Here is a 14,287-nt window from a genome sequence, read left to right as displayed (position 1 = left end):
TGCCGGGAGCCTCGAGGTTTTGAGAAACCCGCGGCCCGGTTGTGGGTGTCTGGGATTCTTGAGTGAGCTACGCTGGGAGGCTTTTTGAACGAACTGCTGAACTGGGACATTCCCTTTGATCGGATGGATCGGTTGGCCCTCGAGGGGGGGCTGGTGCAGGCTAGGGTGGAACAGGTCGAACACGAGGGGGTGCGGGCCTGGCGGCTCCTGCTGACCCAGCGGCCCCGCGACACCGCCAAGGAGGGCCCGGCGGTGCGGGGGGTGGCGCGCAGGCAACCCCAGAAGGTGGCAGAAAGTTACCTCGCTGAAGGGCTTTCGCCGCTGGCGCTGGGGGAGCAGGGGCTTGGGTGGGGGGGCCTCGAGCTGGCCTTTTGGGGCTGCCCACACCGCGAGGTTCCACCGCTGCTGCGGCTGCTCACCGACGGCGTACCTTACCCTCTGCTGGCCCTTAGCTTTCCGCTGGGTGCGGCCCGCTACCTGGGGCTGGGGGAGCGGGTGGGGGGGCTCGAGCGCCGGGGGGGGCGGTACTGGAACTTTACCGCCGACCAGCCCCCCCGGCCGGGCCGCGACCCCCTCTACCAGGCCAGCCCCCTTCTACTGCGGGTTGAGGGCGACCGGGCCTGGGGGCTGCTCCTGGACGAGAGCTATCCCAGCCTGTTCGACCTGGGCTTTTCCCATCCCGCCGAGGCCCGCCTGGCGGTGGCCGGGCCCACGCTCGACCTGTACTTGCTAGAGGGTAGCCTGCTGGAGGTGGTGGCCGGCCTGACCCGTCTGACCGGGAGGCCGCCCATGCCCCCTTTGTGGGCCCTGGGCTACCACCAGTGCCGCTACAGCTACGCCGACGAAGCCTCGGTGCGGGAGGTGGTGGAGCAGTTTGCTGCCCAGGGGCTGCCCCTGGAGGCGGTCTGGCTCGATATCCACTACATGGACGGGTACAAGGTCTTTACGGCCAGCCCCCAGCGTTTCCCCCGGCTGGCCGCCCTGGCCCAGGAGTTGTCGGAGCGGGGGGTGCGGCTGGTGCCCATCGTGGATCCTGGGGTGAAGGCCGAGGAGGGGTACGCGGTATTTGAGGAGGGCAGGCGCCGCCAGGTGTTCATTCAGGACGACCGGGACGAGCTGCTGGTGGGGGGGGTCTGGCCCCGCCGGGCGGTCTGGCCCGACTTTAGCCGCGAGGAGGTTCGCGCCTTCTGGGCCGAAGAGGTGCAGAAGTTTGCGGGAACATACGGATTTGCGGGCATCTGGAACGATATGAACGAGCCTGCGGTGCTGGAGCTGGGGGGCGCTGAGCCGCCCGATAAGGCCCTGCCCCTCACCGCCCGGCAGGGGGCCCTGAGCCACCTCGAGGCCCGCAACCTGTATGCCCTGGGCATGGCCGAGGCCACCTACCGGGGCCTGGAAGCCCTGGGGCGGCGGCCCTTCATCCTGACCCGCAGCGGTTTCCCTGGCATCCAGCGCTACGCTTTTGTGTGGACGGGCGACAACGAAAGCCGCTACGAGGACCTGGCCCTCTCGGTGCCGATGCTACTCTCCCTGGGGCTTTCGGGGATACCCCTGGCCGGCAGTGATGTGGGCGGGTTTGGCCTGGATGCTGAGCCCGAACTGCTGCTGCGCTGGATGTGGCTGGGTGCCCTGTACCCCTTCTTCCGCAACCACAGCGCCCTGGGCACCCGCCGCCAGGAGCCCTACGCTTTTGGCGAGCCCTGGACGAGCCAGATGCGCGAGGCCCTGCGCTTCCGCTACCGGCTGCTGCCCTACCTCTACAGCCTGGCCCGCACCGCCCACGAGGAGGGGCTGCCGCTCCTGCGCCCGCTTGGGCTGCACTGGCCTGGGGAGGCGGCGGCCTGGCGCGACGACCAGTTTTTGCTGGGCGAAGCCCTGCTGGCCGCCCCGGTGCTCCGCCGGGGGGAGCGGGCCCGCGAGGTTTACCTACCGCCTGGGGGCTGGCAGGACTTCTGGAGCGCTGAGCGGCTGGAGGGAGCCTGCCTTCACCGGGTCGCCGCCCCGCTGGAGCACCTGCCGCTTTTCCAGCGGGCCGGCACGGCCATTCCCCTAACCGAGGCCCGCTACCCGACCCGCACCGCCCGCTGGCCCTTCCTCTGTTTCCGGGTGGCGCTGGGGTCGGAGGTGCGGGGCTGGGTTTTCGAGGATGCGGGCGAGGGTGAGGACGTAGGGGCCTGGAGCGAGCTCGAGGGCGGCTTTGATGGAAGGCGGCTCGAGCTCCGCTTTACCGACCGCTCCGGCCATGCCCGTCAGGGGGTGGTGGCCGAGGTCTGGGGGGTTGCGCCTCCCACGCGCGGCCAGGGGTATGCGTACCACAACGGCCTCCTGCGGCTCGATGTGCAGGGGGGTGGGGCCTGGGTGGCCTGGGACTGAACCGCTATGATGGGCGGGTATGACGCCGCAAGAAGCATACCGTTGGCTTTTGGAACACAGCCGCGAAACCGCCTGCCTGGCCTCCTTTGCCCGACTGGCCGGCTGGGATCAGGCCACCTATACCCCTAAAAAAGGGCACGCCCACCGGGCCCAGATGCAGGCCGCGCTGGCCAAGGTGCTGCACCAGCGGGCCACCGACCCCCGCATCGGCGAGATGCTGGCGGTGGTGGAGGGTTCGGACTGGCTGGGGGCGCCCGAATCGGTGGAGGCGGTGAATGTGCGGGAGTGGCGCTGGGCCTACGACCTGCAGACCAAGGTACCCGAGCGCCTGGCGGTGGAGCTGGCCCAGGCCACCAGCGAGGGCGAGGCCATCTGGCAGGAGGCCCGGCCCAAGAACGACTGGGCCGGTTTCAAGCCGGCGCTGAAAAAAATCTTCGGCCTCACCCGTGAGCTGGCCGAGGCGCTGGGCTATCGGGAGGAGCCCTACGACGCTTTGCTGGATCAGTACGAACTGGGGGCCACGGCCAGGCAGCTCGAGCCGGTCTTTGCTCAACTGCGCCAGGCCACTGTAAAGCTGCTGGAGCGGCTCGAGGGCAGTGCGCGCAAACCCAACACTGCAATTCTCCGCCGCTTTTTCCCCCAGGCCGCGCAAGAGGCCTTTGGACTTGAGGCTTTGGCAACCCTGGGCTTTGACCTCGAGGCGGGCCGGCTCGATGTGGTGGCCCACCCCTTCATGCAGGGCATCGGCCCCGGCGATGTGCGCCTGACCACCCGCTACGATGAGGGCTACTTCAACACCGGTTTTTTCAGCATCGTGCACGAGATGGGGCACGGCCTGTACGGGCAGGGACTTCTGCCCGAGCACTTCGGCACCCCCATGGGCACCGAGATCTCGCTGGGGATGCACGAGTCGCAGAGCCGTACCTGGGAGAACCTGGTGGGGCGCAGCCTGGGCTTCTGGCGCTTTTTCTGGCCCAAAGCCCAGCAGTACTTCGAGTCGCTGCGGGATGTGCGCCTGGAAGACTTCCACTTCGCCGTCAATGCGGTGGAGCCGAGCCTGATCCGGGTGGAGGCCGACGAGGTGACTTACAACCTCCACATCATGATCCGCTTCGAGATCGAGCTGGCGCTGTTGCGGGGAGATCTGAGCCTGGACGAGGCCCCCGAGGCCTGGGATGCCAAATACCAGGCCTACTTGGGAATAAAGGCCCCAGAAATCAAGGACGGCCTGATGCAGGATGTGCACTGGTCGGCGGGGCTCATTGGCTACTTCCCCACCTACACCCTGGGCAACCTCTACGCAGCGCAGTTTTTCGCCCAGGCCGAGCAGGAGCTGGGCGACCTCGAGGCCAGGTTCGAGCGCGGCGATTTTGCGCCTTTACTGAACTGGACGCGGGAGAAAATCCACCATCAGGGCAGCCGCTACTGGCCCCGCGACCTGCTCCGGCAGGTGACCGGCCAGGATCTGAACCCGCAGTTTTTGATAGACTATCTGAACCGCAAATATACGGCGCTTTACGGCGTGTAGCGGCTTCAGCTTACAGAGCCGGGCAATGGCCTGTGCTAAGGTAGGCTTTCGGTATGGTCGAGCGAGTCTATCTGGCCAAACCCCGGGGCTTTTGCGCCGGGGTGGTTATGGCCATTGAGGCAGTGGAAAAGGCGGCTCGGGAATTGCGCGAGGAGGGCGAACTGGTGGTGTACCACGCCATCGTGCACAACGATGTGGTGATCCAACGGCTGCAAGACCGACACGGGGTGCACTTTGTCGAAGACCTATCCGAGGTGGACGCGCTCCGCGAGGAGCTGGCGAAGGCGGGCCGAAAGCTGAACGAAACCGTGGTGTTCTCGGCCCACGGCATCCCCCCCTGGCTGCGTACCGAGGCAGCCCGCCGCAACCTGCACCAGATTGATGCGACCTGCCCCCTGGTCACCAAAGTCCACAGCGAGGCCAAGCGCTACGCCCGGGAGGGCTACTGGATTTTGCTGATTGGCGACTCCGCCGACCACCAAGAGATTAAGGGCACCCGCGGTGAAGCGCCGGAAAACACCATCCTGGTGGCGGTGCACACCCATGTGGGGCGCGATCCCCGCCTGGCCGACCCCCGCACCGTCGAGGTGCCCGACCCCGAAAAGGTGGTGGTGCTGACCCAGACCACCCTCTCGGTGGACGATACCCTGGCCACCATCGAGATCCTCAAGCGGCGCTTCCCCAGGCTGGTGGTGCCCAGCCGCCACGACCTGTGCTACGCCACCAAAAACCGCCAGGATGCCGTCAAGCAGATTGCGCCCCATGTGGACTTGTTTCTGGTGCTCACCAGCCTGGCCTCTTCCAACGGGATGCGGCTGCTGGAGCTGGCCCGGAGCCTGGTGGGCCGGGCCGAGCGCATCAATACCGTGCACGACATCCGGCCGGAGTGGCTCCAGGGGGTGCGCAGGGTGGGCATCACCTCGGCGGCTTCGACCCCGGATGATCTGGTGCAGGAGGTGGTGGCCTATTTCCGTGGCCTCAACCCCAACCTCGAGGTCGTCGAGGAAGGCGAGTGGGAGGATATCGAGTTCCGCGAGCCCAAGCGCTTATCGCCCCAGGAGGTGCTGGCCAACGTCCAATGACCCCGCTCGACCAAGACTCCTACCGGCTGTCCGTCGCGCCGATGCTGGACTGGACCGACCGGCATTTTCGCTATCTGGTGCGGCTCATCTCCAGGCGGGTGCGCCTGTATACCGAGATGGTGGTGGATCAGTCCATCTTGCTGGGCAACCGGCCCAAACTGCTGGACTTCAGCCCCGAGGAGCACCCGGTGGCCTTGCAGCTAGGGGGCTCGGTGCCGGAAAAGCTGGCCGAGGCAGCCCGGATTGGTGAAGCCTGGGGCTACGACGAGATTAACCTGAACCTGGGCTGCCCCTCGGAGCGCGTGCAGGGGGGTGGGTTTGGGGCCTGCCTGATGCTCGAGCCCGATCTCGTGGCAGAGAGCATGGCGGCCATGCGGCAGGCCGTGAAAATTCCGGTCACGGCCAAGCACCGGCTGGGGGTGGACGAGGTGGAGGACTACCGTTATCTGGCCCGCTTCGTCGAAAAACTGGCCGGGGTGGGGGTGGGGGTGTTTATCGTCCACGCCCGCAAGGCCTACCTCAAGGGTCTTTCACCCGCCGAAAACCGCACCATCCCCCCGCTGCGCTACGACTGGGTCTACCGGCTCAAGCAAGACTTTCCCCACCTGACCATCGTGCTGAATGGGGGGGTGCGCACGCTGGAAGAAGTGCAGGCCCATCTGGCCAAGGTGGACGGGGTGATGCTGGGGCGGGCGGTCTACGAGGATCCCTTCGTGCTCGAGCCGGCGGATCGGAGGCTGTTTGGCGAGGCCCACGCCACCACCCGCCTCGAGGTGGCCCAGGCCATGCTGCGCTACGCCGAGGCCCAGCTCGAGCAGGGCACCCCGCTATGGGCCATGGCCCGGCACATGCTCAACCTGTTCAAGGGGCAGCCCCGTGGTCGCCTGTGGCGAAGAGTACTCTCCGAGCGGGCCTGCCGGCGGGGAGCAGGGGTGGAGGTGTTACAGGAGGCCCTCGAGCGGGTGGCGGCCTCTGGAGAGGTTGCCCCTGAGCTAGCCCATCACGCCGGGCTGTAGCGCCCTGCGCTGCTCTGCACCAGTCCCTTAAGCTCGAGCATCATCAGCACCGAGAGAACCTCGCCAGTGGAAAGGCCGGTGCTCTGCGCGAGGTCGTCGGGCAGGGCCTCGGGGAGCTCGAGCAAGGCCCGGTAGACTTTGGCCTCGCTTCCCTCCAACTGCACGGCCTGCTTTTTGGGGGCCAGCATCCCCAGGGCGTTCAGCACGTCCTCGGTGTTCAGCACCAGCCCGGCTCCGTCCTGAATCAGCCGGTTGCAGCCCAGCGAAAAAGTATCGCCGGGCCGGCCCGGTACGGCCAGCACATCGCGGCCCAGCTCTGCTGCAAACTTGGCGGTAATCAGACTGCCGCTTTTTTCTCCGGCCTCCACCACCAGCACCGCCCTGGAGAAGGCCGCCACGATCCGGTTGCGCCGGGGAAACAACCCGGCCTGTGGGGGGGTGCCCAGTGGGAACTCCGAGAGTACGCTCATCCTCTCGGCCAGGGCGCGGTTCTGGGCCGGATAGAAGTGGTCTATGGCGCTGCCCAGCACCCCCAGGGTATAGCCGCCCCCGTCCAGGGCCCCTTTGTGTGCGGCGGCATCTATGCCCAGAGCCAGCCCCGAGATGATCCCGATGCCAGCCTCGGCCAGCTCGCGGGCTACTTTGTGCGTCCAGGCGGTAGCCCAGGGGCTGGCCTTGCGGGTGCCCACAATTCCGATGTTGCGCTCGGAAGGAGGCAGCTCCCCTTTCAGGTACAGCACCGTAGGCGGGCTCTCCAGATGCCGGAGCACCTCTGGGTAGTCCTCCTCCCAGAGCCCGATCAGCCGCACCCCCAACCGGGCTGCCTGTGCGCGCTCCTGTTCGGCCAGGCCGCTCTGAAGGGTTCTGGCATAGCCTGCTGCAATTTCCGGGCCCAGCACATCGGCCACAGCCTCCACGCTCAGGTCGGTTGGGAGGGCTTGCTGCAGGCGCTGGGGGCCAATCTGGGGAGTGAGCGCAAGGGCCAGGGGATCGGGCATAACTCGCTACAGGATAACGGATGTGGGGAAGGCCCCTATACTAGGAGGCGTGACTGAAGGCACGACCTATTCCGGATTTGTAGCCGTGGTGGGCAAGCCCAACGTGGGCAAGTCTACCCTGGTCAACACCATGCTGGGCGTGAAAATCGCCCCCATCAGCCCCAAGCCGCAGACCACCCGCAAGCGGGTGCGCGGTATTCACACCGAGGGCAACCGCCAGATTGTATTTGTGGACACGCCGGGCTGGCACGAAGCCTCCGATGCCCTGAGCGAGTACATGATCCGGCAGATTACTGAGGCCTTGGCCGAGGTCAACCTGGTGCTATGGCTGGTGGATTTGCGCCACCCCCCTACCCACGAAGATGAGCTGGTTGCGCGGGCTTTGCGGCCCATGAAAGATCAGGTGCCCATTATTTTGGTTGGCAACAAGGCCGATGCCGCCAGGTATCCCGAGGCTGCGCTGCAGGCCTACGCTGAGCTTTTGCCGGGCCTGGAAACCCGTATGATTTCGGCGCAGAATGAGCGCGATGCCAAAGCCCTGCGGGATGAAATTCTTTCCCTGTTGCCCGAAGGCCCCTTCTTTTTCCCTGAAGACTACGCCAAGGGCGACCAGACCCCCGAGGAATGGGCGGCCGAGATCGTGCGCGAGGAGGCCATGAAGCGCCTCAAGGAAGAGATTCCCTACTCGATTGCCACCAAAACCGAAGCGTTTGAGCTGCGCCCTGCCCCCGCTGGCGGGGGCGGAGGAACCTTCTACATTCAGGTGAACATCTACGTCGAGCGCGAGAACCACAAGCCCATCCTGATTGGGGCGGGGGGGCGCAAGCTCAAGGAAATTGGGGCAGCCGCCCGCAAGCAGCTCGAGGTCTTTCTAGCCCGCAAGGTGTACCTGGACTTGCAGGTCAAGGTTTACCCCAACTGGCGCAAAGACCCTGAAGCCCTGCGCGAACTGGGCTACCATTGAAGCATGGAGATCGGGCGCGCGTTGGTAGCCCTGGGCCTGGTGCTGCTGCTGTTGGGCCTGGTGTGGTTGTATGCCCCAGGGCTGCTGGCCTGGTTTGGCCGCCTGCCCGGCGATATTCGCATCGAGCGCGAGGGTTTTCGCTTTTACTTTCCCCTCACCTCCATGCTGCTGGTGAGTCTGGCGCTGAGCCTGCTATTCAATCTGCTTTGGCGCTGGTTTCGCTAGGGGCATCCCGAACCCCGAGCGGGAGGCTATTTTGCTGGGAGACTCGAGCGTAGATGGTGCGGGCCACCGAGTGGGCGAACTGCTTCATGGTGCGGGCGTTCTCGCCGGCGAAGTGCTCGTCGATGGTTTGCGTAAACAGCTCGAGCCAGCGTTGAAAGTGCTCGAGCTTGAGGGGCTTGCGGGCGTTGAGCAGCAGGTGCTTGTACATCATGCCGCCTTTGTAAGCCCCGGTGCGCCACAGGATGTTCTCCCAGAAGTCGTAGATGACCGGCAGGTGGTTCATCAGATCGAGGCCTTCGAATAGGTAACCGATCTGCTCATCCTGGATGGCTTTGGCATAAAACCTGTCTACCACAACGGCGATATCGGCTCGAGACTCGAGGTCCTTCACGAACCCCACCATACGCCGGGCGGGCATCTATGAGTAGTGAGCAAAGCCCCTATTTTTGACTGCCCACACAACCCTGGGTACACTTTTCAGGTGGAGCTCAGCGGGACGCCTTTGTCCCTGGAGCGCCGTGGCGCTTGGTCTGAAGACCAAAGGGGGGAGCCACCATCGCCCACCCCGCGAGAATGGAGCTTGTATGCCTAGTGGAGAAATTTCAAAGTTTCTGAAGCACCATTTTCGTCACTTCAATGCCGCCACGCTGGTGGAGGCCGCCGAAGCCTACCGCGCCCACCTCGAGCAGGGGGGGGTGATGATGGTTACGCTGGCCGGGGCCATGAGCACCGCCGAGCTGGGGCTCTCGCTGGCCGAGATGATCCGGCAGGATAAGGTGCACGCTATAAGCTGCACCGGGGCCAACCTGGAGGAAGACCTCTTCAACCTGGTGGCCCATAACCACTACGAGCGCATCCCCAACTGGCGCGAGCTGACCGCGCAGGATGAGCAGCGTCTGCTGGAGCGCCACCTCAACCGGGTGACCGACACCTGCATTCCCGAGATGGAGGCCATGCGGCGGCTCGAGGCGGCCCTGCTGGAGGAGTGGGAGGCCGCCGATAGGGCCGGGGAGCGCTACTTCCCGCACGAGTTTTTGTACCGGATTATCCGCTCGGGGAAGCTCGAGCCCTACTACCAGATTGACCCCAAGGATAGCTGGATGGTAGCGGCGGCCGAGAAGAACCTGCCCATCGTGGTACCGGGCTGGGAGGACTCCACCACCGGCAATATGTACGCCGGCCACTGCCTCAATGGGCACATCAAAAACGTCCACACCGTGCGCACCGGCATCGAGTACATGATGATGTTGGCCGAGTGGTACGTAGAGACCTCCAAACAGCACTCCATCGGCTTCTTCCAGATTGGCGGGGGCATTGCGGGCGACTTCCCCATCTGCGTGGTGCCCATGCTGCACCAGGATATGCAGCGCCCGGATATTCCGGTCTGGGGCTACTTCTGCCAGATCTCCGACTCCACCACCAGCTATGGCTCCTACTCGGGGGCCGTGCCCAACGAGAAAATCACCTGGGGCAAGCTGGCCGTGGACACGCCCAAGTTCATCATCGAGTCGGACGCTTCGATTGTGGCCCCGCTGATGTTTGCCTTGGTGCTGGGCTGGTAGGCCGCGCCCCGCGCGCTTGACAGGAAGGGGGCTGGGGAATACCATGGCCCCCAAAGTTTCATTTATTGGTTAGGTGGTTCATTCAATGAAACAACCGGAGACCATTCCCACCCTCGAGCGCCCCCTATACCTGCTGGGTTTTTTCAGCGAGGAGCGGCCTTTCTGGGGGCTTTCCGAGCTGGCCAGGGCCAGCGGTTTGGCCAAGGCCACCTGCCTGCGCAGCCTGCGGGCCCTGGAAAGCCACGGGCTGGTGGTGCGGGAGGGCGAGCGCTACCGGTTGGGCACCCGGCTTTTGCACCTGGGGGCCCTGGTCAAAGCGGCCTACCCAGCCCGGCAGGTGGCGTGGCCCATCCTGGCGGAGCTGCGTGAGGCCACCGGGCAGTCGGTGCAGTGGGTGGTGCGCGATGGCCAGGAGGGGGTGTATCTGGAGGTGCTCGAGGCCCGCAGCCGGGTGCGGCTGTACATCGCACCGGGCCGGCGGGCCCCGCTCTATGCCGGGGCCTCGACGCGGCTTTTGCTGGCTTTTGCTCCGCCCGCGGTGCAGCAAGCGGTGCTGGAGGGCGCGCGCAGGCGCTACACCCCGGCTACCCCGGTGGCGCAGCCCCGGCTTCAAGAGCTGCTGCGCCAGACCCAGCAGTGCGGCTTTGCGGCGAGTTTTGGGGAGCTCGAGCCTCACTCCGCCGAGCTGGCCGCACCGGTTCGCGGGGCGGCGGGCGAGGTGCTGGCGGCCATCAGCCTGGCCGGGGCCGAGGCCCACTACCGCGAGGAGGCGGTCTTGCACAACTACCTACAACAGCTCGACCGGGCCGCCCACGAGGTTTCCCGGCGGCTGGGCTATGTGGGGGCCTGGAAAGCCGATATAGGGGGCTTTTTGGAGTCGCTTTTTGCAGTGCGCTAGGAGGAGGACATGAGAAAACCAATCGGTGTCTTGCTGGGTTTGATGCTGGCTGGGCTGGGGTGGGCCCAGAACCAGGTCTGGAACATGGCCACCCCCTACCCCGACGGTAACTTTCACACCATCAACATCCGTGAGTTCGCCAAAGAGGTCGAGGCCGCGACCCAGGGCCGTCTGACCATCCGGGTTAGCAGCGGGGGCTCCTTGCTGCCGCACCCGCAGATTCTGCCGGGGGTGCGCAACGGCCAGATTCAGATGGGTGAGGTGCTCATCTCGCTGCTGGCTAATGAGAACCCAGTCTTTGCTTTGGACGCGATTCCTTTCCTGGTGAGCAGCTATGAGGATGCCCAGAAGCTCTACCGGGCTTCCCGCGCCGAGATCGAAAACTGGCTGCAAAGGCGCGGTATGACCCTCCTGTTCTCGGTGCCCTGGCCGGGTCAGGGGTTGTATACCAAACAGCCAGTTAACAGTGGGGCCGATTTGAGAGGGATTCGTTTCCGCGCTTACAATCCGGCTACGGCCCGCATCGCCGAGCTAACCGGCATGATTCCCACCCAGGTGGAGGCCGCCGATATTCCCCAGGCCTTTGCCACCGGCATTGTGGCCGCCATGATTACCTCCCCCTCGACCGGGGTGGATAGCCAGGCCTGGGACTTCACCCGCTACTATTATGATCTCAGGGCCTGGATTCCCAAAAATATGGTGTTTGTGAGCCGCCGGGCCCTGGACAGCCTGAGCCCTGCCGACCGCGAGGCCGTGCTAGCGGCTGCCCGCCGGGCTGAACAGCGCGGCTGGCAGGCCAGCCAGCAGGAGGCCGCCAGCAAGACCGCCATCCTGGCCCAACGGGGAATACAGGTTTTGCAGCCCAGCCCTCAACTGGTGGCCGATCTCAAGAAAGTGGGCGAGACCATGACCAACGAATGGCTCAAGCGGGCTGGGGCCACCGGGGTCAAGATCTACCGAACCTACCTGGGCCGCTAGGGCGAAGCCACGAGCACCACGAAGCGGGTTCCTCACCCACAATAGCTTGTGGATGAGGGTTCTCGAGAAGGGTTTGTATGCGCAAGTTCCTGGATGGTTTGTACCACCTTTCGGGCTTTTTGGCCGGGCTGCTGATGGTCTTTATCTTCCTGATTATCCTGGCCCAGGTGGTGGGGCGGCAGTTTGGGCTGGTGATCCCCTCGGCCAACGAGCTTTCCGGCTTTGCCATGGCCGGGGCGGTCTTTCTGGCCCTGGCCCCCACTTTGCGGGCGGGGGCCCATATCCGGGTGGGGGTCTTGGTGCGGCGCTTGCAGGGCCGGGCCCGGCGGGGGCTGGAACTGGGGGTGGGGGGGTTCTCGCTGCTGGCCTCGAGCTACGCCACCTTGCAGCTTTGGCGGCTGGTGCTGGATTCCTATAGCTACGGCGACCTGGCCCCTGGGCTTTTGCCGCTGCCCATCTGGATCCCGCAAAGCCTGCTGGCAGTGGGCATAACCATCTTTACCGTGGCCCTGGCCGATACCCTGGTGGCGCTGTGGCGAGGAGAGCTCCCGTCCTATCTTGCCGAGGGTGGGGGGCAGGAGTAGCCGTGGAACTCACGCAGATTGCGCTTTTCCTGGTTTTGCTGCTGCTGGTGTTGCTGGGCAGCGGGGTCTGGATTGCCCTGGCGCTCTTGGGGGTGGGCTGGGTGGGGTTGCAGTTCTTCACCAACACCCCCCCGGGGGCCAGCGTGGCCAGCAGCCTGTGGGGTTCGGTTTCGAGCTGGTCGCTGGCGGCGCTGCCTATGTTTATCTGGATGGGCGAGATCCTCTACCGCACCCGCCTGGCCGCCGACCTATTTGAGGGGCTTTCCCCCTGGCTGCGCCGGATTCCGGGCCGCCTGCTGCACATCAACGTGCTGGCTTCCGGCATCTTCGCGGCGGTAATCGGCTCTTCGGCGGCCACCACCGCCACCGTGGGCAAAATTGCCCTGCCCGAACTGCTGCGGCGGGGTTATCCGGAGCGCATGGTACTGGGCTCGCTGGCCGGCTCGGGCACCCTGGGCCTCCTGATTCCTCCCTCGGTAATGATGATCGTGTACGGAGTGGCCGCCGAGGTCTCGGTGGCCCGACTCTTTATTGCGGGCCTCCTGCCGGGTCTGCTAGTGATGCTGCTGTTCATGGGTTGGGTGGTGCTTTCGGGGCTCTTGAACGCCGATAAAATGCCCCCACCCGACCCCCCGCTGCCCCTGGGCCAGCGTCTGCGCGGCCTGCTCAAAATCCTGCCGGTGCTGCTCCTGATGGTGGCCGTGATCGGCTCCATCTATGCGGGGATAGCCACCCCCACCGAGGCAGCCAGCCTGGGGGTGCTGGGGGCCCTTATCATTGCCTTTTGGACCCGCAGCCTGAGCTGGCAGGGCCTGCTGGAGAGCCTGATGGGCGCGGTGCGTACCAGCAGCATGATTGGCTTCATTCTGGCCGGGGCGGCGGTGCTCTCCATCGCCATGGCCTTTACCGGTATCCCGGCGGCCCTGGCGGCCTGGGTGGCCGGGCTGGGGCTTTCCAAGTACGCCTTACTGGCTGTTCTGATGCTGCTGTTTTTGGTGCTGGGGGCTTTCCTGGACGGCATCTCCATCATTGTGCTGACCACCTCGGTAATCCTTCCACTAGCCAAGGCGGTGGGGATTGACCTTTTGTGGTTTGGCATCTTTTTGGTGATTGCGGTGGAGCTGGCCCAGATCACCCCGCCGGTGGGCTTCAACCTGTTCGTGCTGCAGGGTCTCTCGGGGCGGGATATCTTCACCATTGCCCGCTCGGCCCTGCCTTTTCTGGCTATGCTGCTACTGGCGGCGGCCTTGATCACCGTTTTCCCGCAGATTGTGACCTGGCTGCCGGCCCGGATGACCGGTGGATAGGGGCGCTATGAAGATTGACCTGAATGCCGATGCAGGCGAATCCTTTGGCAACTGGAAGCTGGGGCGGGACGAGGAACTGTTCCCCCTGCTGAGTTCGGTGAACGTGGCTTGCGGGTTTCACGCCGGCGACCCGCTCACCATGGGGCGCACCCTCGAGCTCGCCCAAAAGACCGGCCTGGCGGTGGGGGCCCATCCTGGCTTCCCCGACCGGGTGGGCTTTGGGCGGCGGGAGATGGCGGCCACACCCGAGGAGGTCTACGCCGACGTGCTCTACCAGGTGGGGGCCCTGAGCGCTTTTCTGAAGGTGCGGGGCCTGCCCCTGCACCACATCAAGGCCCACGGGGCCCTGTACAACCGGGCCACCAAAGACCCCCCGACCGCCCGCGCCATCGCCCAGGCAGCCCTGGACTTCGACCCCCAGGTGCCGTTGGTGGTGCTGCCCAACACTCCGCTGGAGCAGGAGGCCCAGCGCCTGGGGCTCCGCACCGTCGCGGAGGCCTTCCCCGAACGAGGCTACAGCCGCGATGGTCGGCTGGCCCCGCGGGGAACCCCTGGGGCCTGGATTCACGACCCTGCCGAGGCGGCCCGTCGGGCGGTGCAGATGGTGGTGAAGGGCCGGGTGGCGGCGGTGGAGGGCGGCTGGGTGGAGGTGCGGGCCCAGACCCTGTGCATCCACGGCGATAACCCCAGCGCGGTCGAGATTGCCCGGGCCATCCGGGAGGCGCTCCGGGCCGAAGGGGTAAGCATCGAGACCTACTGAGTAACGGCCTGC

The 14,287-nt window shown here is 65.5% G+C and carries 14 protein-coding genes; 12 read left to right on the top strand and 2 right to left on the bottom strand.

The window, feature by feature from the left end:
• The first annotated feature begins 84 nt into the window (after positions 1 to 84).
• The 4 genes from MRUB_RS10535 to dusA are packed head-to-tail and all read left to right on the top strand — an operon-like array spanning position 85 to position 5,999.
• Positions 85 to 2,373: a glycoside hydrolase family 31 protein gene (locus MRUB_RS10535; protein WP_013014339.1), complete on the top strand. Its 2,289-nt coding sequence runs from the start codon at positions 85 to 87 to the stop codon at positions 2,371 to 2,373.
• Between the two features lie 19 nt (positions 2,374 to 2,392).
• Positions 2,393 to 3,901: a carboxypeptidase M32 gene (locus MRUB_RS10530; protein ID WP_013014338.1), complete on the top strand. Its 1,509-nt coding sequence runs from the start codon at positions 2,393 to 2,395 to the stop codon at positions 3,899 to 3,901.
• 53 nt (positions 3,902 to 3,954) lie between these two features.
• Positions 3,955 to 4,983, top strand: a complete 1,029-nt coding sequence (ispH, locus tag MRUB_RS10525) for a 4-hydroxy-3-methylbut-2-enyl diphosphate reductase (protein WP_013014337.1) — start codon at positions 3,955 to 3,957, stop codon at positions 4,981 to 4,983.
• Positions 4,980 to 5,999, top strand: a complete 1,020-nt coding sequence (dusA, locus tag MRUB_RS10520) for a tRNA dihydrouridine(20/20a) synthase DusA (RefSeq protein ID WP_013014336.1) — start codon at positions 4,980 to 4,982, stop codon at positions 5,997 to 5,999. Before ispH ends, dusA begins: the two co-directional genes overlap by 4 nt.
• On the opposite strand, the gene dprA is transcribed toward dusA, so the two are convergent.
• On the bottom strand, positions 5,984 to 6,997 hold the full coding sequence (gene dprA / locus MRUB_RS10515; RefSeq protein WP_013014335.1) for a DNA-processing protein DprA: 1,014 nt from the start codon (positions 6,995 to 6,997) through the stop codon (positions 5,984 to 5,986). The two genes, dusA and dprA, sit on opposite strands and share 16 nt — an antisense overlap.
• Before the next feature lie 49 nt (positions 6,998 to 7,046).
• Here dprA and era point away from each other — a divergent pair, with 49 nt between their 5' ends.
• Both era and MRUB_RS10505 read left to right on the top strand, forming a co-directional pair.
• Positions 7,047 to 7,961, top strand: a complete 915-nt coding sequence (gene era, locus MRUB_RS10510) for a GTPase Era (protein WP_015586807.1) — start codon at positions 7,047 to 7,049, stop codon at positions 7,959 to 7,961.
• A gap of 3 nt (positions 7,962 to 7,964) precedes the next feature.
• Entirely contained in the window at positions 7,965 to 8,186 is a 222-nt protein-coding gene (locus MRUB_RS10505) for a DUF2905 domain-containing protein (protein ID WP_013014333.1), read from the top strand.
• Here MRUB_RS10505 and MRUB_RS10500 read toward each other — a convergent pair.
• Positions 8,158 to 8,577 carry a group III truncated hemoglobin gene (locus tag MRUB_RS10500; RefSeq protein WP_244403977.1) on the bottom strand — a complete coding sequence of 140 codons (420 nt, stop codon included), beginning with the start codon at positions 8,575 to 8,577 and terminating at the stop codon, positions 8,158 to 8,160. The two genes, MRUB_RS10505 and MRUB_RS10500, sit on opposite strands and share 29 nt — an antisense overlap.
• A 193-nt stretch (positions 8,578 to 8,770) precedes the next feature.
• Here MRUB_RS10500 and MRUB_RS10495 point away from each other — a divergent pair, with 193 nt between their 5' ends.
• From MRUB_RS10495 to MRUB_RS10470, 6 genes are all read left to right on the top strand, one after another.
• Positions 8,771 to 9,748, top strand: coding sequence for a deoxyhypusine synthase family protein (locus tag MRUB_RS10495; RefSeq protein WP_013014331.1), 978 nt, complete (start codon positions 8,771 to 8,773; stop codon positions 9,746 to 9,748).
• Between the two features lie 85 nt (positions 9,749 to 9,833).
• The gene (locus tag MRUB_RS10490) at positions 9,834 to 10,646 is read left to right on the top strand and encodes an IclR family transcriptional regulator (RefSeq protein ID WP_013014330.1); all 813 of its coding nucleotides are present in this window, start codon (positions 9,834 to 9,836) and stop codon (positions 10,644 to 10,646) included.
• Between the two features lie 9 nt (positions 10,647 to 10,655).
• On the top strand, positions 10,656 to 11,624 hold the full coding sequence (locus tag MRUB_RS10485; protein ID WP_013014329.1) for a TRAP transporter substrate-binding protein: 969 nt from the start codon (positions 10,656 to 10,658) through the stop codon (positions 11,622 to 11,624).
• Positions 11,625 to 11,701: 77 nt separating this feature from the next.
• Positions 11,702 to 12,208 (top strand): TRAP transporter small permease, encoded by a 507-nt coding sequence (locus tag MRUB_RS10480; RefSeq protein WP_013014328.1) that lies wholly within the window; start codon positions 11,702 to 11,704, stop codon positions 12,206 to 12,208.
• Positions 12,209 to 12,210: 2 nt separating this feature from the next.
• Complete coding sequence (locus tag MRUB_RS10475; protein ID WP_013014327.1) at positions 12,211 to 13,515, top strand: TRAP transporter large permease; 1,305 nt, start codon at positions 12,211 to 12,213, stop codon at positions 13,513 to 13,515.
• 7 nt (positions 13,516 to 13,522) lie between these two features.
• Entirely contained in the window at positions 13,523 to 14,275 is a 753-nt protein-coding gene (locus MRUB_RS10470) for a LamB/YcsF family protein (RefSeq protein ID WP_013014326.1), read from the top strand.
• Positions 14,276 to 14,287: the final 12 nt, after the last annotated feature.

This window comes from Meiothermus ruber DSM 1279 (assembly GCF_000024425.1).
Taxonomy (GTDB): domain Bacteria; phylum Deinococcota; class Deinococci; order Deinococcales; family Thermaceae; genus Meiothermus; species Meiothermus ruber.
The sequence above is the reverse complement of the archived record's forward strand: the minus strand, read 5'-3'. Positions and strand labels throughout refer to the sequence as shown.

What these genes read in the sequence shown, in the direction of transcription:
- MRUB_RS10505 (WP_013014333.1), top strand. Translation starts at nt 7,965, where the DNA reads ATGGAGATCGGGCGCGCGTTGGTAGCCCTGGGCCTGGTGCTGCTGCTG.
- dusA (WP_013014336.1), top strand. Translation starts at nt 4,980, where the DNA reads ATGACCCCGCTCGACCAAGACTCCTACCGGCTGTCCGTCGCGCCGATG.
- MRUB_RS10485 (WP_013014329.1), top strand. Translation starts at nt 10,656, where the DNA reads ATGAGAAAACCAATCGGTGTCTTGCTGGGTTTGATGCTGGCTGGGCTG.
- ispH (WP_013014337.1), top strand. Translation starts at nt 3,955, where the DNA reads ATGGTCGAGCGAGTCTATCTGGCCAAACCCCGGGGCTTTTGCGCCGGG.
- MRUB_RS10480 (WP_013014328.1), top strand. Translation starts at nt 11,702, where the DNA reads ATGCGCAAGTTCCTGGATGGTTTGTACCACCTTTCGGGCTTTTTGGCC.
- MRUB_RS10495 (WP_013014331.1), top strand. Translation starts at nt 8,771, where the DNA reads ATGCCTAGTGGAGAAATTTCAAAGTTTCTGAAGCACCATTTTCGTCAC.
- MRUB_RS10530 (WP_013014338.1), top strand. Translation starts at nt 2,393, where the DNA reads ATGACGCCGCAAGAAGCATACCGTTGGCTTTTGGAACACAGCCGCGAA.
- dprA (WP_013014335.1), bottom strand. Translation starts at nt 6,997, where the DNA reads ATGCCCGATCCCCTGGCCCTTGCGCTCACTCCCCAGATTGGCCCCCAG.
- MRUB_RS10490 (WP_013014330.1), top strand. Translation starts at nt 9,834, where the DNA reads ATGAAACAACCGGAGACCATTCCCACCCTCGAGCGCCCCCTATACCTG.
- MRUB_RS10470 (WP_013014326.1), top strand. Translation starts at nt 13,523, where the DNA reads ATGAAGATTGACCTGAATGCCGATGCAGGCGAATCCTTTGGCAACTGG.